General features: G+C 42.1%; 13 protein-coding genes and 2 tRNA genes. 2 read left to right on the top strand and 13 right to left on the bottom strand.

Annotated features, from left to right (window positions below):
- Positions 1–11: 11 nt before the first annotated feature.
- The 5 genes from CJD36_RS05675 to CJD36_RS05695 form a co-directional block, all read right to left on the bottom strand.
- On the bottom strand, positions 12–1094 hold the full coding sequence (locus CJD36_RS05675) for an anhydro-N-acetylmuramic acid kinase (RefSeq protein ID WP_105038171.1): 1083 nt from the start codon (positions 1092–1094) through the stop codon (positions 12–14).
- 19 nt (positions 1095–1113) lie between these two features.
- The gene (locus CJD36_RS05680) at positions 1114–1524 is read right to left on the bottom strand and encodes a hypothetical protein (RefSeq protein ID WP_105038172.1); all 411 of its coding nucleotides are present in this window, start codon (positions 1522–1524) and stop codon (positions 1114–1116) included.
- On the bottom strand, positions 1517–1765 hold the full coding sequence (locus CJD36_RS05685; RefSeq protein ID WP_105038173.1) for a hypothetical protein: 249 nt from the start codon (positions 1763–1765) through the stop codon (positions 1517–1519). Before CJD36_RS05685 ends, CJD36_RS05680 begins: the two co-directional genes overlap by 8 nt.
- A gap of 126 nt (positions 1766–1891) precedes the next feature.
- On the bottom strand, positions 1892–4114 hold the full coding sequence (recQ, locus tag CJD36_RS05690; protein ID WP_105038174.1) for a DNA helicase RecQ: 2223 nt from the start codon (positions 4112–4114) through the stop codon (positions 1892–1894).
- A 393-nt stretch (positions 4115–4507) separates the two neighbouring features.
- The gene (locus tag CJD36_RS05695; RefSeq protein ID WP_105038175.1) at positions 4508–4957 is read right to left on the bottom strand and encodes a hypothetical protein; all 450 of its coding nucleotides are present in this window, start codon (positions 4955–4957) and stop codon (positions 4508–4510) included.
- Between the two features lie 121 nt (positions 4958–5078).
- Between CJD36_RS05695 and mtgA the strand changes: the two genes are divergently transcribed.
- Positions 5079–5807, top strand: a complete 729-nt coding sequence (gene mtgA / locus CJD36_RS05700; RefSeq protein ID WP_105038176.1) for a monofunctional biosynthetic peptidoglycan transglycosylase — start codon at positions 5079–5081, stop codon at positions 5805–5807.
- Positions 5808–6222: 415 nt separating this feature from the next.
- On the opposite strand, the gene CJD36_RS05705 is transcribed toward mtgA, so the two are convergent.
- The 7 genes from CJD36_RS05705 to CJD36_RS05735 form a co-directional block, all read right to left on the bottom strand.
- Positions 6223–6295 (bottom strand) — tRNA-Gly (locus CJD36_RS05705).
- 6 nt (positions 6296–6301) lie between these two features.
- Complete coding sequence (locus tag CJD36_RS05710) at positions 6302–7606, bottom strand: LamG-like jellyroll fold domain-containing protein (protein ID WP_105038177.1); 1305 nt, start codon at positions 7604–7606, stop codon at positions 6302–6304.
- Between the two features lie 84 nt (positions 7607–7690).
- On the bottom strand, positions 7691–9094 hold the full coding sequence (locus CJD36_RS05715; protein WP_105038178.1) for an MBL fold metallo-hydrolase: 1404 nt from the start codon (positions 9092–9094) through the stop codon (positions 7691–7693).
- Positions 9095–9206: 112 nt separating this feature from the next.
- A complete protein-coding gene (locus CJD36_RS05720; protein WP_105038179.1) occupies positions 9207–9953 on the bottom strand; it encodes a LytR/AlgR family response regulator transcription factor in 747 nt (248 codons plus the stop codon).
- Positions 9950–11833 (bottom strand): tetratricopeptide repeat-containing sensor histidine kinase, encoded by a 1884-nt coding sequence (locus tag CJD36_RS05725; protein WP_161499215.1) that lies wholly within the window; start codon positions 11831–11833, stop codon positions 9950–9952. Before CJD36_RS05725 ends, CJD36_RS05720 begins: the two co-directional genes overlap by 4 nt.
- Before the next feature lie 65 nt (positions 11834–11898).
- Positions 11899–13839, bottom strand: a complete 1941-nt coding sequence (locus tag CJD36_RS05730; RefSeq protein WP_161499216.1) for a tetratricopeptide repeat-containing sensor histidine kinase — start codon at positions 13837–13839, stop codon at positions 11899–11901.
- A gap of 161 nt (positions 13840–14000) precedes the next feature.
- Positions 14001–14074 (bottom strand) — tRNA-Arg (locus tag CJD36_RS05735).
- 95 nt (positions 14075–14169) lie between these two features.
- Here CJD36_RS05735 and CJD36_RS05740 point away from each other — a divergent pair.
- A complete protein-coding gene (locus tag CJD36_RS05740) occupies positions 14170–14643 on the top strand; it encodes a 23S rRNA (pseudouridine(1915)-N(3))-methyltransferase RlmH (RefSeq protein WP_105038182.1) in 474 nt (157 codons plus the stop codon).
- Between the two features lie 55 nt (positions 14644–14698).
- Here CJD36_RS05740 and CJD36_RS05745 read toward each other — a convergent pair whose 3' ends face one another.
- Positions 14699–18517 carry a T9SS type B sorting domain-containing protein gene (locus CJD36_RS05745; protein WP_105038183.1) on the bottom strand — a complete coding sequence of 1273 codons (3819 nt, stop codon included), beginning with the start codon at positions 18515–18517 and terminating at the stop codon, positions 14699–14701.
- Positions 18518–18683 lie beyond the last annotated feature (166 nt).

An 18683-nucleotide genomic window follows, 5' to 3' on the forward strand; every position in this document is an offset into this window, starting at 1 on the left:
TATGAGCATCTCTATCCTAGCCACATTGCACCACCTACACTATCGCGAGATGCACCGGTAACGCTGCTAAGCACATTGGCTTCTTCTCTCCACCTAAGCGTGCCAATAAGCGCCATAACAATAGCTTCCTTATACTGTATTACTCCAGCATCAGGAACGGCAACTGTTACATTGCTAGCCGTCAATTCTTTCTGAATTTGATCGACCAGAAAGCTGTTGAATGCACCTCCACCGGTAACCAGCATAGAGGCCGTTTCTTTTCCATGCGGATATTTGGCAACCGCCGCGGATATCTGCTGAGCTATGTGAACCGTAGCAGTGTGCAGCATATCTGCCAGTGCATAATCACTCTCCAACAATAACGGGAATACGATCTGCCTTGCCTCTTCATTGCTTAGCGACTTAGGCGCATTTTTTGCATAATAGGCGGCCTTATTCAATTCTTCCAACACACCTACAAGTAATGCTCCACTTGCAGCTATAGCACCGTTCTCATCCATCTTTTTGCCATCCCGCTCAGCGAGACCGTTCAATACCTGGTTGGCAGCACAAATATCAAATGCAACAGGCTCACCATTCTGCCAAACTGTAATGTTGGCAATACCACCAATGTTCAATAGGTAATCATAGTTACCAAACAAAAGTTTGTCGCCTATCGGTACTATTGGAGCACCTTGCCCACCCAATGCCACATCGAGCGAACGCAGATCACTGATGACAGGTAGTTCTGCTACAGCAGCCAACGATGCACCATCACCCAACTGGAACGTTGTTTTGTGCTGCGGCTCATGAAAAACCGTGTGTCCGTGCGACGCAATGAAATGTACTTTATGTTCGAGATTATTGGTAGCTATAAATGCCTTTACCTGCTCACCAAGGTAGCGACCATAACTAGTGTGTAGTTTTAGGAAATCGCCCACAGGGATTGTGGCGGCATGCTTTAGTTTCAGTTCCCACTCTATACTGTAGGGCACACATGCTGCATGTAATAATTGATATGACCATGCTCCACGCACCTCTTCGAACTGCACATAAGCAATATCCAATCCATCCAATGAGCTGCCCGACATGAGCCCTATAACCTTGTAAACCATGCCGCAAATGTAGGAGGAATTAGTGAATGGATTTAGGTATGGTCTGTTTAATATGTCTCCATGCTTTCAGATCAAGGAGGGTATCATTAATAGTATCAAGGTATTTTATAGACAAGGTTTGGGGGTCAACAAAGAAATTAAAATGACTTACATAGTTCATTCCATTATCTTCCCAGACTTTTACCCAGTAATAATTGCGATTTTCTGAAGGCGTTGCGTACATCGCGGCGGCTAAATGACGAGTACCTTTTGACTCTTTCTCAACGTATTTAATTTCAGCTTTTACCTCCGGTAACGCTAAAACCATATCAAGTATCTTATCTATTTTAATTCTGTCCTTTCGGTTATTTTTATCAAGCGATTTTTGGGCATCTACATTTAATGAACCTAAACAACAGATTACAATGCCGAATAGTAATTGCCTAAGCATTCAAACCATATTTACTTCTTATTTCGGCCATAACAACTTCTAGTGGAATCAATCGACCCTCCTCCAGATCTCTTATTCCTTCCTCAATTTTTGCCTTAATTTCCGGATCTAAGTTATCCCATTCATCATCACCTTCTACATTAATACTGTTCGTTGCAATGCTATACATCTCCGCTATACTATCATCATCAAGCACATCAATTATATTTTTTAATTCCGTTCTCATTTCTGCAATTCTCATACAAAAACTCTTTGCATTAAAGTTAAGAAATAGCAATTAGAAAGCATATAGTAATTCACACATTTAACAACGTAAAAAAATCCACCCTACTGGATGGATTTTTACTTTTTAGTTTTCAGTTTTTACTTAGTTAGCGTACTCGCTCATGAACTTAATACGCATCATTTTAAGATGCTCTATGCTTACATCGCGGTCTTTGAACTCTTCGAAAGCGTTGTCCATATTATCATCCGGGCTATTGCGGAAATAGTCGAATATATCTTCCTGTTCGTATTCGTCAAGCTCTTGTTCCAGGCAATAGTCGAGATTCAGGCGTGTGCCGCTTGCTACAATGGTTTCCATTTCCACCAACAGATCAGGCATACTTAAACCCTTGTTCTTAGCAATGGTTTCCAACGGTATTTTCTTGTCAATGTTCTGTATGATGAACACCTTCATACCACTCTTGTTTACCACGCTCTTCATTACAAAATCGTCTGGTTTTGTAATGTCGTTCTCCTCTACATATTTGGCAATCAATTCTACAAACTTCTTACCATAGCGTATGGTCTTACCCTTACTCACTCCCTGTATCTTCTCCAGCTCTTCAAGCGTAGTAGGATAGTTGGTAGCCATATCCTCCAGAGAATTCTCCAGGAATATGACAAATGGTGGCAGATTTTTTTCTTTAGCTATTTGTTTACGCAGGCCTTTCAGCAATTCAAACAAAGCAGTATCCGTTGTTGCAGGACCAGATGAAGCAGCACTCACCTCTTCATCATCACCTACTGCATCGTTGTACTGATGGTTAAGAGTAACATAAATAAGGTATGGCTTTTTCAGGAACTTGCGCCCCTTCTCAGTGATCTTCAGTAAGCCATATTCTTCAATATCCTTGCGGATCATACCTTCCAGTATCATCTGTCTTATCAGCGAATACCAGAAGTTAGCTTCCATTTCCATGATCAGGCCACTACCGAAAGATTTCAACTTATCATGGCGATAAGTGGTTACCTGCGGATTAGCCTTACCCAATATGATGTTTACCACGTACTCTATACCAAACCTTTCATCCAGTTCGTTGATAGCATCAAGCGTAATTTTGGTACTATCTCTTACTTCCAGTTTTTCCTTAGGATTGCGACAGTTGTCGCAATTATCGCAATTGGCACCTGTATACTCTTCACCAAAATAATGGAGCAAAAGTTTGCGGCGACAAACGCCACTTTCTACATAGGCAAGTGTTTCAGAGATCAGCTGTGCACCCATTTCGCGTTCGCTCAAGGGCTTATCGCGCATAAGGTGTTCCAACTTTTGTACATCCTTATATGAATAGTAGAGAATACATTTTCCTTCCATCCCATCGCGGCCTGCCCTACCGGTTTCCTGGTAGTAGTTTTCCAGCGACTTAGGAATGTTGTAGTGCATTACAAAACGTACATCGGGTTTGTCAATGCCCATACCAAATGCAATGGTAGCTACTATAACATCTACCTTTTCCATCAGGAACTGATCCTGGCGCTGAGCGCGCAATGGGCCTTCCAGCCCTGCGTGATAAGCAACAGCGGTGATACCATTAGCCTGCAGCGTCTGGGCCAATTCTTCGGTAGTCTTGCGGTTGAGGGTGTAGATGATACCACTCTTCCCCTTCATCGTGTTGATGAACTTTACGATATGCTTCAACACCTGCTCTTTGCTGGTCTTCGGCACAATTTCGTAATACAGGTTAGGGCGGTTAAATGAGTCTATAAATATGTTTGGCTCCTGTAAGTTCAGGTTCTTAACAATATCGTCCTGAACTTTAGGTGTTGCGGTTGCGGTAAGTGCTATTATTGGTAAAGCCGGATTGATCTCGTTGATCATATCCCTGAGTTTGCGGTATTCAGGACGGAAATCGTGCCCCCACTCAGATATACAATGCGCCTCATCAACAGCTATAAATGATATTTTCAGATCAGAAAAGAATGCAATATTTTCTTGCTTGGTCAGTGTTTCTGGTGCCACATACAGCATCTTGGTCTTTCCTTCTACCAGATCAGACTTTACCTTTTTCTGCTGCGCCTTACTTAGAGTTGAATTTAAAAAGTGGGCTATATTGTCTTTACTACTATATCCCCTTATCAGATCTACCTGATTTTTCATCAAGGCAATAAGTGGGGAAACTACAATAGCAACACCCTCGCTCAATAAGGCCGGCAATTGGTAACACATAGACTTACCGCCACCCGTTGGCATTATTACAAATGTATCTCTGCCATCAAGAATACTATTTATGATCTTTTCTTGCTCTCCTTTGAATGTATCAAACCCAAAATATTGGTGTAATTCCTTTTTAAGATTGAATTTTGGCTTGGGGTTACTGACTTCCATAAATATTATTTTAACCAAAAGTTATATAACAGCACTGTACAATATCGTCTTCTTCTCTGTTTAACTTTTTCCTGCTACTCCTTTTTTTGTAAAGATTGCGAATTTACGAAACCGACATTATTTAAATACAATTATAATGTATCGCAAATGGTAAATAATACTTAAAAAGTGTTCTATGTTTTACAAATTACATAATCAGGGATGTAGCATTAAATTCAGAGTGGCGATTTAAAAACTAACGGTCACTTGCCTTTATACGCTTAAAAATCGTTACTTGTAAATATAATAAACTTCCCATTAACAATAAAACTAAATATCAATGTTGTAGAATAAATATTTGAAAGAAGCTAAAATTTAATACGATGTAAATTAAATAAGCCAGAAAAGATATAACTATCCCTCCAAAGGATCCTCCCTGTCAACATTGCTAAAAAAGTTATCGAGCAGGTCGGGGTGTAGTTTACTGAAGTCTAGTGCAGCAATTTTAGTAGCTAGCTTCGTAAATACGCCTGTCGAATAATTTTTCTTCCACTCTTTTTGAGATTTGACAAAAACATCTGTAGCGTCGGGGGATATAACAACAGTATGGTCGCCAATTTTATCGCCAGCCAGTTCTTTTATTTTACCTGCAAGGTGGTACAAGTATTTACAATTTTCCGGCATTTTAATGTGTTTATCATTGCGCTGCAACCTCATGAACGTCATAAATGACCTTACTACCCTGAACTCACGCCTGAACTTTACAATAGTGTCAATATCAAAGCGTTCATTGATCGTTTCGGCCAATTCAATGAGCATTTCTACCTTTCCCTTTATTATTTCCTTTGCCAGTACCGGTTTCATACAAGTGAAATATAGATCACAGTGCAAATCTAAATGGGTTACTGCAACCAGTAGGGTTAAGTATACATGAACATTTTTTAAACCTTGCTGTTGTCATATTTATATATATTTACGCCCTCTGATGGCAAAAAATAAAACACATAAAAAAAGAAGCGCATTACGCACTACCCTTAGGGTAATACTCATCCTGTTCATAGCATCGATGGTATATGTAGTACTCTGCAAGTGGATGATGCCGCCTATTACTACTACACAAATTGTAGACGTATGCACCGGCCATGGATTGAAAAGAGACTATGTAAGCTGGGAAGAGATATCGAGAAATGTAAAGCTGGCTGCACTTGCCAGCGAGGACCAGCGATTTGCAGAGCACAATGGCTTTGACTGGAAATCTATTGACAAAAGCGTAAATGGCCCGGTATCTAAGAAAAAGAGAAAGAATAAGATCCGAGGTGGAGGTGCCAGCACTATAAGCCAGCAGACAGCTAAGAACGTATTTCTTTGGCAGGGCACAGGTATTGGCAGGTATATAAGAAAAGTGCCCGAGTTTTATTACACGCAGATGATAGAATGGACATGGGGTAAGAGGCGCATTTTAGAGGTATACCTGAATGTAATAGAAATGGGGCCGGGCATTTATGGCATAGAAGCTGCATCACAATCTTACTTCCATAAATCAGCCAAAAATTTGTCTCGCGCAGAGGCGGCTATGATCATAGCCTGCCTGCCCAACCCTAAAAAGTTTACAGTTGTGCCTATGAGCCGCAGGGTAAGAAGCCGCTACCCGCACATAATGCAGCAAATGGACAATCTGGAGGGGGATGAGGATATTGAGGATGTGTTGAAGTAAGTTAAAAGTAAAATGCAAAATTGAGTCTTACCAAAAAACACTCGTATGAAGTATTATTTTTTGATTTTTTGCACTATAATTTCCCTTCTTACCTCATGTACAAAAGAGGGGCCATCTACAACTTATACTTGTTTTGTTATTGACCAGACACAATACAAAATACATGGCTGTAAGAACACATCACAAAACCATGATGAGGTCATCAACGTGACTATGAAAAAACTACAAGAGTATTTGAATAACAACAATTACAACAAGCCCAGTTATGTAAATTATGTTAACAAATGTGTCACTCCAATTATTGATGCCGGGCCTGACACAATGTATAAGATAAGGATTACGTCCTGCAATTAGAGGGTCCGGACAGCATGTAGGTAATAAAGCAGGAAACCTTGATGGCCCCCCTGCTTTAAAGAGCGAAAGACGAGATTCGAACTCGCGACTTTCAGCTTGGGAAGCTGACGCTCTACCAACTGAGCTACTTTCGCTTACTGTTATTTATTTACTATCACCTGGAATACTTTATTCAGACCTTCTGCTTTCGCGTGCAGGAAATATATTCCCGAAGATAGCCTATTACTTATTAATGCAGGTTGATTTATTACACCATTCACAGGCTGTAAGACCTGCCTGTCTACCACCTGACCAACAATGTCAGTGATGACTATATGAACCTGGCTCTTTGCCGATGAGCTAAAGATAGTGAAATCACCATTATTAGGATTGGGGCTGATAGTGATACTTTCTTGATTCTGCTGGTTTGCAGATATGCCAACTGTATTTACGATCAATGCCGCTGAATTTGAAATAACGTTAACACAGCTGTCAGAAGATACAACACAACGATACAAATTACCGGACATAGACCCGTTAGCAGGATTTATAGTTAGTGTTGGTGTATTAGCTCCGGAATACGGACTAGCGTTTGCAAGATTCATAAATCCACTACCTGTATTTACTTGCCACTGATACAGAGGGGCAGGTGCTGCAACAGAAACCGCAAATGTGGCGGTAGCACCGGACACCACACTGTCATTTACCGGGTGACTGGTGATGATGTGAGTGACGGATGAATATAATGCAGCTACTTCACATGGGGTGAGCGCACGATTCCATATACCTAGTTCATCAATAAGTCCGTAGAAAAACTGCCATGTGCCACCATCTACCGCACCTATATAATTATACATAGTTGAAGTAGGATATGTTTGTAAGCCGGGGAGATAGTTTTTTGCTTTACGGATACCATCAATATACATACACATGAAACCTGATGCAGAATCGTAGGTACCAGTAAACAAGTGATAATTCGTATCAAGACCCGCAAAAGCATAACCAGCCTCAGTTACTGCAGCCCCGGGATCTATATCTCTTCTTACACGTACTTGTCCTCCATTCAAATACAACATATGGGGATCATGTGCCGGTGTGGCATCACCTCTCCAATATATTTGCTCCTGGCTACTAAATGCATAGTTGGTAGACTGTACCCAGGCCGAGATAGTTAGACTGGCTGTGATATCTACAGACCTTTCCTTTACTAATGTCCCGGGTGGCACATAGATATAATCACTGACTCCGTTAAAATTGAATGCAGTATTGGATTGGCCATACCTTCCGCTACCCATCGTTGTGCCATAGACGGTCCCATCATGACCATTCAATGTACTGTCAACTGCATTTCCTGTAAAGGGAAACCAGGCAACTAGACCTGCAGCCGGAAGATAAGTCGGAAGTTGGGCTTGTGCCTTAGACAACAATAACAATGCAACAAGCAAGAACAGGTTGAACTTTTTCATAAAGAAAGAATTTATCTACTGCAAGGTAATAAATATCCTGAATTCAAACTCTGGATCTAACTATCGCCCGAAAGAAGAAGTGCCTTATTCTGCATCCATTGTCTGGTGCCTTGCAGGTATGGCCACATCCTTAAATCCTTTTACCATAAGTTTTTCCCTAAATTCTGTCTGCACCTCGTACTCTCCATGCACCAGAAATATCTGTTTCACTTTATCTGCCTCCTGACACGATAGCCAGTGCAGCATATCGTGATAATCTCCGTGAGCACTAAGACTGCTGATTTCGGCTATCTCGGCACGTACAGGATACAACTCTCCAAAGATCTTAACATCGTGCGGATACTGCTTTAAACGGCCGCCAAGCGAATTAGGCTCGCAGTAGCCTGTCATCAAAATAGTATTCCGAGAGCTGGCAATATTATTAGCAATATGGTGCTTTACCCTACCCGCCTCTGCCATACCTGACGCCGATATGATAACGCAGGGCACACGCTCGTCGTTGAGGTGTATAGAGTCTTCTGCAGTTTCAATAAATTTTAATCCGGAGAAGCTGAATACATCGTCATCCTGCTTTAGCAACTTCTGCACATCAGCATTAAAGTAGTCGGGGTATTTCTTAATAAGTTCCGTAACCTTTACTGAGAGCGGACTGTCTACATAGTATGTTATATCGGGTAGGCTCTTTTCAAGATCAAGTCTATTCAGTAAAAATAGTATTTCCTGCGTGCGACCCAGGCTAAATGCCGGGATCACCATCTTCCCCTGTCTGTCTATACAGGTTTCTTGGATATGCCTTAGTAACTTATCGCTTGCTACCGTTACTACCTCATGCAATCTATTTCCATAGGTCGACTCCATGATAATATAGTCTGCCTGTGGGAATGTAGCAGGAGAGCGCAGGATCATGTCATTGTACCGCCCTATATCCCCGCTGAAAGTAAGTGTCTTCAGCTGCCCATCTTCTTTTATTGACAAATTAACTGCAGAGCTACCCAGTATATGGCCACAATCTGTAAACATTACCTCAATGCCCTTTTCAATTTTATACGATTCATTGTAGGGTATCGTCTCAAACAAAGAGAACAATTTTATTGCATCCTCTTCTGTATACAATGGCTCTACCAGTGGCCGACCTTCTTTTTCCCTTCTGCGGTTTATGTATTCCACATCCATTTCCTGAATGTGCGCAGAATCTACTAAGAGTAATTTAGCGAGGCTGGCCGTTGCGGGGGTGCAATATATTTTGCCCTTATAGCCATCTTTCACCAGCTTGGGCAACAAGCCGGTGTGGTCTATATGCGCGTGAGAAAGTATTACATGGTCTACATCCATTGGTTCAAAGCCCCATGTACTGTTCATCTCCAGGGTATCTTTCCCCATTCCCTGGAACATGCCACAGTCAAGCAGAATTTTCTTACCATTATTTATATGCACTAAATGCTTAGACCCGGTGACAGTGCGGGCTGCACCATGAAAAGATATCTTCATAAAAGAAATAATTACGTGTGTTGAAACTACCCACAATAAAAATAATGCCTGACGAGCTCTGAAAGCTAATCTAAAACAGAAATAAATGCGTTTGAAGGCCTGAAAAGTGTATTTAACCTGCTAAAAAATCACAGAACTCTTTCTTTCGTCGTGCTGCAATTTCCAACTCTTTGCCATCCTGCATGATCACACTACCAGTCCGTCCGGACGTGACCTTACTGACGTGAAGAACGTTAACTATATGTCCGTGATGAATACGGAAGAACGAGTTCTGCGGTAGCATCTCCTCAAACTCCTTCAAATTTTTAGATGCATGATACCGCTTACCGTTGTATAGATGAATGAACGTATAGCTACCATTGGCCACACAGTAGCTAATGTCCTTGATGGTAATAAAGTATTGCCCGTTGCTATCGGCTAATGCCATTCGTTGTTCGCCCTTATCTTCGGTTTTCAGGTTTTGCTTTAATAGCAGGTAGTTAGCTGCATGCAGTTTCTCCGTTGTCCTTTGCCCCGCGCGTTCTATAGCCGCCTGTAATTGTGCAATGTTCACAGGCTTTAATAAATAGTCTATAGAAGCATATTTAAATGCTGTTATTGCGTATTGGTTGTATGCGGTTATAAAGATGATCTCGAAATTGATCTCACTCAAAGAATTCAGCAGATCAAAGCCATTTCCATAGGGCATTTCTACATCCAGAAAAACAAGTTGAGGCTTCAGCGATGCAATAAGCGATGCAGCACTTGTAATATTATCGGCAGTACCTACTACCTCTACGCCGGTGCAATAGTCTGTTACTATCTTTTGAATGGTAGAGATGCTCTTCTGTTCATCGTCTACAATAATAGCTGTTATCATACTTCAAGCGGAAATTTCAGGACCACCAATGTTCCCGATGCTCTTCCGTCAGCATCTGTCTTATCAATAATTTCAGCACTAAAACTCTTCTTATGAAGTTTGCTGGCCAGTGCCAGCCGCTTTTTAACTAACTCCATCCCTTGCGAAACATGCGTTTTACCTGATCTGGATTTTATTTCCTGCGATGCTTTACGCCCAATACCATTGTCTTCAATTTTACACACAATGTAGTTGCCTTCTTTTTCAAAGTAAACCGACAAACGGCCTTGATTTTCAAGATAGCACAAACCATGTACAATGGCGTTCTCCGCAAAAGGCTGAATAATAGTGGGCAGCACCTGCACATCAAAAGTAGCAACATCGGCACTGCAACTTATTTCATACGTAAATTTATTTTCAAACCGCATTTGTTCCAGCGTAAGGTAGCTGTTCAAATAGGCAATTTCCTGCTGTAGCACGATAGCCTGCAGTTGATTATATTCCATTGTTGTGCGCATTAATGATGCAAATTCCGACAAGTATTTGTTTGCCGACATTACATCGTTGTGCACTATATAGTGTTGTATAGAATTCAGGCAGTTGAAAATGAAATGCGGGTTCATCTGAGCACGATATTGCTGCTGCTCCAGCTCAATGCGCGCTACGGTTGTTTTAAGTTTATTCTGTCTGGTATATAATAGTGAAGCGATGCATATAACCATTGCCAGGCACAAACTAGAATATATGAGAATGTTCTTCTCCCATATCTTCTTCTTGTTATCCAACTTCAGTTGCAGTTCCTTTTTATCATATTCATACTGAAGCTTTTTTGCGATTACTGCCTTGCGGTTGGTCTCGTTCCGCAGGCTGTCTCTCACTTTCAATTCAAGATCCTGCATTTCATAAGCACCTTTATAGTTACCAGTTGCGAAATAGATATCCTTCAATACCCCCGATGACTTTTGCAGTTCATAAAGGTTTCCTATTTCCTTACCCAGGGTAAGAGCCATGGTTGCATAGTAGGTGGCGCTGTCGATATTCCCTCTCTTTAGCAAAATGCGGGCAATGGAGGTAGAAATGTAGCTCTTTATAGTCTTTATGTGCTTTTTGTCAGCTATAGCTATAGCCCGGTAAAAGTAAGACAACGCTCTATCCTGGCTATCGATCTTTGCATATTCATAACCGCAGCTACCAAGTGCCGTTGCAATATAAAAGTCGTCGCCCAATTCCTCGTAAATCTCCAGGCACTTTCTGTAATATGCTAATGCTTGCTGCCTGTTAGCTTGCCCCGAGTAAGCCGCGCCAATATTCTCATAGGCCATAGCAATTCCTTTCTTGTTGTGTATAGCCACAAACATTCCCAGGCTACGCCTGAAGTGTTCCATGGCATTACCAAAATCGTGTTGGTCGGCAAAAAGGTGGCCGATGTTATTTAGGCTATAGGCAATTCCAAGCGTATCCCTTATCTCTTCCTGCACCTTTAGGTTGCGGTACTGATATTCCAGACCCGTAGCAACATCGCCCCTGTTTATGTAGATGAAGGCTATATTATTCAACTGGTAAGCCGCTGCCTTCCGGTCACCCAGACGTTCAAATATTTTAAGAGCAGCATTATAATTCTGAAAGGCTGTTTCTGTTTCACCTTTATGAGAATAGTAGTAACCTATGCCATTGAGCGCACTACCCCTGCCACTTAAGTAAAAGCTTTCTGGCTGGTGCTTTTCGGCTATTGCCTTATCACATAGTTTCATTACTTGTTGCGCATAAGTAAGTATATTGTCAACATCACAGGCATCGCCTAATTCTATTAATATTTTTATTCGTGCAGTGTCCCCTTTTTCCCACTTTAGTTGATTGAGCAATGAGTCTTCAACCTTTGTTGCCCATAACTTTTCAGGCATTAAAAGACATGCGAGCCATAAACATGCGCAAAATATACGTGGCGATATAGACGACCGGCATATAATCATAACTCTAGTGGAAATTTCAGTATCACTAATGTCCCCAGCGCTTTTCCATCAGCATCTGTTTTATCTATCACCTCCGCACTAAAGGTTGTTTTGTGCAGCGAACTGGCCAATGCCAATCTCTTTTTAACCAGCTCCATACCTTGCGAAACATGCGTTTTGCCCGACCTTGCTTTTATCTGCTTCGATGCCCTGCGGCCTATTCCATTGTCATCTACAGTACATACCAGCCTATCGTCTACTTTTGTAAAGCTCACCAATAATCTACCACCGTTCTCCAGATAGCACAGACCATGCACGATAGCATTTTCTGCAAAAGGTTGTATGATAGTTGGTAGCACCTGTAGTACAGATATATCTACATCAGCACTACAGTTTATCTGGTAGGTGAATTTGTTTTCAAACCGCATCTGCTCCAGGCTAAGATAACTGTTCAGGTAATCTATCTCCTGCTGCAGCGCAATGGTTTGCAGCTGGTTATGCTCCATGGTTGTGCGCATCAGCGATGCAAATTCTGATAAATATTTATTTGCTGAGATAACATCGTTGTGCAGTATATAATGTTGTATAGAGTGCAGGCAATTGAAAATAAAGTGCGGGTTCATCTGAGCGCGGTATTGCTGCTGTTCCAGCTCCATAGTTTCCAGCCTGTTCTTTAGCTTACTGTGCCTTGTGTAAAAAAAAGAACCAACGGAAACTAACAATGCGGCCAACAGGCTGGCAAATATCAGCACATTCTTTTCCCAAATCTTCTTTTCGTTGCCCAGCGTTAATTCAAGTTCCCTTTTGTCAAAATCATACTGTAGCTTCTTGTTTATAGCATCTTTATAATTGGCCTCATTGACAGTGCTATCGCGTATTGTTATTTCCAGGTCGTGCATAGCGTAGGCATCTTTGTAGTTGCCTTTTTGCAGATATATCTCTTTCAGCATCTTTGCAGCGTTTTGTATATCTCTAAGGTTTTCCAGTTGTTTGCTTATTTGTAGCGACAGTAAAGCATATTCCTGAGCCTGTGGTGCATTCCCCTTCTTTAAAAATATCTTAGCCATTGCCCTGTAAGCATATGCCATATTCTCTTTTACATTCAGTTCTTTCGCTATCAATAATGCCTGATTAAAGTAAGCGAGAGCGCTATCTACCTGGCCTTGCTTATCCAACTCAAATCCGCAGCACGAAAGCACTTCCCCAACCGAGTAGGTATCCTTCATCTGACGATATAATTCCAGGCTCTTCCCGTAATAAATCAACGCCGTCTTGCCATCGCCACAGGATGAATAGTAGGTACCCATATTGCACATAATCATAGCCATACCTTTTTTATGCTTTAGGACATCAAACATTTTCAGACTTTTTGTGTAATATTCCAACGCATTTTTATCGTCCTTCAACTCTATGAAGATGTGGGCTATGTTATTGTAAGTGTAGGCCATGCCCAGAGAATCATTCAACTCTTCCTGTAATTGCAGATCTTTATAAGATGTTTCGAGCGATTGACGCATGTTGCCCATATCATCATAGAGTATGGCAATGTCATTGAGCATTATAGACTTAAATCTCTTGTCGTGCAGTTGGTCAGATAATTCTTCTGCTTTCTTGTATACATCCAGTGCGTTGGCGTATTCCGACCTATGCTTATAGTAACTCCCCATATTACCATATATGGTTGCAAGGCCGGCGAGGTATAATTCTTGCGGCTTCAGCCCGTCGGCAATGCCTTTTTGACATAGTGCTATACCGTCATCAAAATATCGTCTTATGGTAGTATCGTCACTCAGTGCCGTTATCGACCGTAATATGTATATCTTTTGTGTATCATGCTTTGCTAACTTCAATTGATGGAGGAGAGAATCTTTGTTTTGAGCATAGCCGTTTTGCATAGCCAGGAGGCACGGCAATAAAAAGCATACATATGCCAACAACCGCCACACAACACTTTTCATTCCAATCATTATGCAATGTACGTTGATAGGCGAAATATCAAAAAAATCAGGCATCTACGACCGCAATTATTTGATAAGTGTGTCAATCGGACCAATAAGTGTACGATCGGTAGAGGATATAAAAAAATAAGGCCCCAACATTGCTGTTAGAGCCTTTAGTGTGACCGCGTCAGGATTCAAACCTGAAACCTTCTCATCCGTAGTGAGATGCTCTATTCAGTTGAGCTACGCAGCCATTACCCTTTTGGGAGTGCAAAGATATAAAACTAGATGTACTTTTGCAAAATAAATTTACAGAATTAGTTAAAGATTTTTAAAAATAATCTGAGAATGAATATTGAGATCTGGTCTATAGGAAAAGAAAACGATGCTTTTATCAATGAAGGGATAAATTACTACTTCCAGAAAACACGTCCATGGAATCCCGTAGAACTGGTGGTATTACAGTTACCTAAGAAGAATGTAACTACCGATGTTGCCCGTACCAAACTACAGGAGGAAGAAATGCTACTCAAAAAATTGCAGCCTCACCACTACCTCATACTGCTCGATGAGCGGGGCAAGATGCTCACATCTCCCCAATGGGCCAACCAGTTTCAGCAATGTATGAACCAGGGCACTAAAACAATAGTTATTCTTATCGGGGGCGCCTTTGGCGTTACAGATGCCATACGTAGTAAAGCCAACCAATGCTGGTCACTGTCGCACCTGGTATTTCCCCACCAGTTGGTAAGACTCATTACTGCAGAACAGGTATACAGATCGTTCAGTATTCTCAACAACTCCCCTTACCATCATTCCTAATAAAAACGGGGTGCCTTTTTAAGGGCACCCCGCTGCTAAAAATATTAACGCTATATTATCTGATCAATACTACGTCACCACTTTCTTCCATTGTGGTTCCGTTACATGTATACCTGAGTACATAGAAGTAGGTATCCATATCCTGCGGTACACCGCCATATGTTCCATCCCATCCATCAGTATCGGTGGTTGTTGTTTCGTAAACAACAATTCCCCAACGATTAACTACCCTGAACAAGCTAAGTGTATGATGACCTGACGTGATCGGACGGAAGTTATCGTTATATCCGTCACCATTAGGCGTAAATCCTGTAGGGAAAGAGATCAGGCAACATGGCGCAGGTGTGAACATCACACTATCGCTTGCAGCGCAACCAAACGGATCGGTTACAGTAAGTGTAATATATCCTGGGAACATAACGTTAGCAACCGCCGTATGTGCACCTACAGAACCAAGACCAGTGAAGAATGGTGCAGGAGTCCATGTATAAGTGTAAGATGGATCATTAACTGTAGCCGTTAGTACCACTGTATCACCTTCGCATGCAACGCCTGTGCTTGCAAATGTAGCTACCGGATGCGGATGAACACGTACTGTGTCATACATAGACTGTGAAGGACAACCGCTCTGCTCGGTATAACCAGTTACGTGTACCACATATACACCAGGAGTGTACCATGCAATAGAGTAAGGGCCTCCGCCACCAGATGCTGCAGTGATAATGGTGCCACCGGTAAATGTCCATGAGTAGCCGCTGACAACAGGATGATAAGTAGTAGAGGTAAGTGCTACAGTTACTGTATCACCTTCGCAAATGTTAGGATTAACATACAGGTCAAGTGTAGGTGTTGGCACTACATACATATTGTGAAGACCTGTTGTAGTACAACCATTGTATGATACTGTAAGCATTACCATACGAAGGTAAGTAGAATCGAATACTACAGCTATTGGTCCTTCAACTGAGTCACTACCAGAAACAATTGTTGCGCCAACCGGCATCTGCCACAAGTAGCTTGCACCAGGGTAAGAAGGACCGGTAGAAGTATACACCATTGTATCATGCTGACATACCGAACCATTTGTAGGTGTCACCTCAACTATCGGCTTAACCTTAGTAGTAACAACCAGTGGTGCGCGTGGGCTTTCGCAACCAAGCACCGTCTGAGATACATAATAAGTAACCAATCCCGGAACTAATGTACTTGGGGTTGGAGCTGTTGTGCTACCTACGCCTGCTACCGGAACATTATACCACAACAGGTTAGAGCCCGCAGCAGTAATAGGAGAGGCAAGATCGTACTGGCAATACGCAACATCAACAGGTGCTGGTGACGGCGGTATTGGATTAACTGTAGCATTGTAGAAGCCAGGCATTGAAGGGCAACCATTCAATGTAGCAACTGCAGTATAAATGCCTGATGCACTAACCGGAGCCGATGGAATAGAAGGACTTGTCAGTGCTGATGTGAATGACAGTGGGCCACTCCAGCTGAAGCTTGCGCCGCCAGGAATTGAAGTTGCAGACAGCGTAAGCGTCGTTCCCTCACAAACAGGGCTGTTACTTGTAATGGCTGGTGCTGTTGGTGTAGGTTTCACCTGTACAAACAAGCTACCGGCTGTAGAAGTACAACCTGTTGCAAGAATAGTGATATTACAATTGTAAGTACCAGTTGCAGCTGTGGTTGCACCTGTAATAACAGGATTTTGCATTGTTGAAGTGAAGCCATTAGGACCTATCCATGTAAATACAATACCAGTTAGCGGAGATGTAGCATACAAATACAATGTGCTATCTGCGCATATTGGGCCATTACTGCTCAATACAGGTGGCACAGGTGCTGCACCATCCGGCATCGAAACGGTCATAGCGTTAGACGGACAACCATTTGTACCAATTACAAATATATTGCCATATAACCCTGCGTGCAAGCCGGTAATGGTAATATTACCTGAAGCATCGGCCGTCAAGGTAACCGACATATTAGTTGTACCATTAAATGTGTAGTAAACTACGTACACAGAATCGGGGGTAAGATTATACAACGTTATTGTACCATCAGACACATTACAAGCTGTTGGGTTAGTTTGAGTGGTAGCGGTGATAACAGGAGTAGTTTTTACCAATACCCTTACCGTATCTGTAGCCAGGCAGCCATTTAGGTTTAATGTTACCGTATACAAACCTGATGAAACCAAAGGAACGTTAGAGATGAACGGATTCCTCATAGTACTTGAGAACCCTGCCGGACCTGCCCATGAGAATGTAGGCGGTGGTGTGGTAGTAATAGTATCTGTTGCAAATAAATACAAAGTACTGTATTGGCAAACCGGGCTATTGCTACTTGCATGCACCGTTGGTGCCGGATTTACTGTAACTGTTATCGGCACACGTATACTTTCGGTACACAACCCTAAATGCTGTGTGACCCACCAGGTATAAACACCCGGCACTGCGGTGCTTGGAGTCGGTGCTACCGAAGAGCCTGTGCCACCAACAGCGGCAGTATACCATAAAAGATTAGAACCACCTGCAGTAAGCGCAGGGGCTACCGCATTCTGACAATAAGTGAGGTTGGTAACAGCCGGACCAGGAGTAATACCAGATATAACTGTGAAATGGAACGTATCATTACCACACACAGAACCACTCAATGGAATACCAATAAGTGTGTATGTAGTCATACTTGTTACCGCAGACAATACTAATGTAGAAGAAGTACCGGTTGTTGAAGTAAGCCCTGTTGCAGGAGCCCATGTCCATGTATAACCCGTACCGTTAGATATATTAAGATTAATAGAATCGCTGGCTGATGTACAAGCATTGATTGTATCAGAGCCAGGAAGCAGTAAACTACCCGCAGCCAATATAGCCGGAGTTGTTGCATTCAAGGCGCTATCCAGATCTACAGCTCTCATTACATAAGCGAAAGTAAGGTCGGTACTATCGCCCGCAGGGATATTACCCAACTGGTAAACAAGTCCAACACCCACGTCATTAGTTCCGGTATAACCAAGAGTGTAATAATATGTAGTTGTTTGATTATAACATGCAGCAGGATTGGCACCTGGAGTAAGGCTACCATCAACAATAAAACACTTTGCACGACAATCTTTAGTACCTAAGCCCAAAAATGCTATGGCGTGAGCAGCAGAAGTGGCCCTTGCCGTAACCATTACTTTATTTGCGGGGTTAGGCAATTGATACAATATATTATTGATTGTACTGAATGATCCACCTGCCTGCTCTTCATCGTTATCCGGGTCAAGCGTCCTCAGATAATACACATTGTTAGCAACAGCGGCTCCTGTGTTTTTTATTTTCACATTTACAGTAAACCACAATTTTGTAGTATCAAATCTGGTGGTTTGGGTGATCTGTAGTGGATTAGTTGTCTGGCCCTGCCATACCGAAGTCAGCACTGTTCCCGATGAACTGTATGAAGCCGTTGTACCAGACAAAGTACCAGTGTACCCGGTACCTGCAAAACTCAGATTCTGAAGCCATGCATCACTCTGTACGCCTCCTACCTGAATACTCCACCCTTCTTGCGGACTACCCGGAACAAAGAAGTCACCGTATTTTGCCGGCGTACCTGTTGTCCAGCCATCCAAATTCGGATCTGCCACGAAACCGATCTGACCAGAGGTATAGGTTGTTCCTGTACCCGGATCATAGAGCCAGTTACCGGCACCGGGGTGATAGCCGGCCGGAGCAGGACGTGGAGCACCAAAGCAACCGGTTGGCGCAAGCCCCAATTCAAGATACTTACCTTTCAGGTAGGCACAATCACCTACCAGTTGACCCCATGAGGCAAAACCACTTAATAAAAAGCAGGTAATTAGTGTGGCAAGAGTTAAATTTTTCTTCATAAGAAAAAATTATATTTAGTATACCAATGTAGTTTCAACCTTGTTTTCAAAAGAGAATCAAAAAACGCCAATATGTAGAATTAGTTCTTTTTGAGCCCTGACAGGTATAAAGACCGTCGGAAAATGAAAAAAGTTTGGTAAAAATGAAAATAAATCTACAAAAAAT

This window comes from Flavipsychrobacter stenotrophus, from assembly GCF_002954265.1.
GTDB classification, from domain to species: domain Bacteria; phylum Bacteroidota; class Bacteroidia; order Chitinophagales; family Chitinophagaceae; genus Flavipsychrobacter; species Flavipsychrobacter stenotrophus.

Coding starts and splice junctions, on each gene's coding strand:
- CJD36_RS05680 (WP_105038172.1), bottom strand. CDS start 1,524: ATGCTTAGGCAATTACTATTCGGCATTGTAATCTGTTGTTTAGGTTCA.
- CJD36_RS05720 (WP_105038179.1), bottom strand. CDS start 9,953: ATGATAACAGCTATTATTGTAGACGATGAACAGAAGAGCATCTCTACC.
- CJD36_RS05675 (WP_105038171.1), bottom strand. CDS start 1,094: ATGGTTTACAAGGTTATAGGGCTCATGTCGGGCAGCTCATTGGATGGA.
- CJD36_RS05715 (WP_105038178.1), bottom strand. CDS start 9,094: ATGAAGATATCTTTTCATGGTGCAGCCCGCACTGTCACCGGGTCTAAG.
- CJD36_RS05730 (WP_161499216.1), bottom strand. CDS start 13,839: ATGAAAAGTGTTGTGTGGCGGTTGTTGGCATATGTATGCTTTTTATTG.
- CJD36_RS05695 (WP_105038175.1), bottom strand. CDS start 4,957: ATGAAACCGGTACTGGCAAAGGAAATAATAAAGGGAAAGGTAGAAATG.
- CJD36_RS05685 (WP_105038173.1), bottom strand. CDS start 1,765: ATGAGAATTGCAGAAATGAGAACGGAATTAAAAAATATAATTGATGTG.
- CJD36_RS05710 (WP_105038177.1), bottom strand. CDS start 7,606: ATGAAAAAGTTCAACCTGTTCTTGCTTGTTGCATTGTTATTGTTGTCT.
- mtgA (WP_105038176.1), top strand. CDS start 5,079: ATGGCAAAAAATAAAACACATAAAAAAAGAAGCGCATTACGCACTACC.
- CJD36_RS05740 (WP_105038182.1), top strand. CDS start 14,170: ATGAATATTGAGATCTGGTCTATAGGAAAAGAAAACGATGCTTTTATC.
- CJD36_RS05745 (WP_105038183.1), bottom strand. CDS start 18,517: ATGAAGAAAAATTTAACTCTTGCCACACTAATTACCTGCTTTTTATTA.
- CJD36_RS05725 (WP_161499215.1), bottom strand. CDS start 11,833: ATGCCTGAAAAGTTATGGGCAACAAAGGTTGAAGACTCATTGCTCAAT.
- recQ (WP_105038174.1), bottom strand. CDS start 4,114: ATGGAAGTCAGTAACCCCAAGCCAAAATTCAATCTTAAAAAGGAATTA.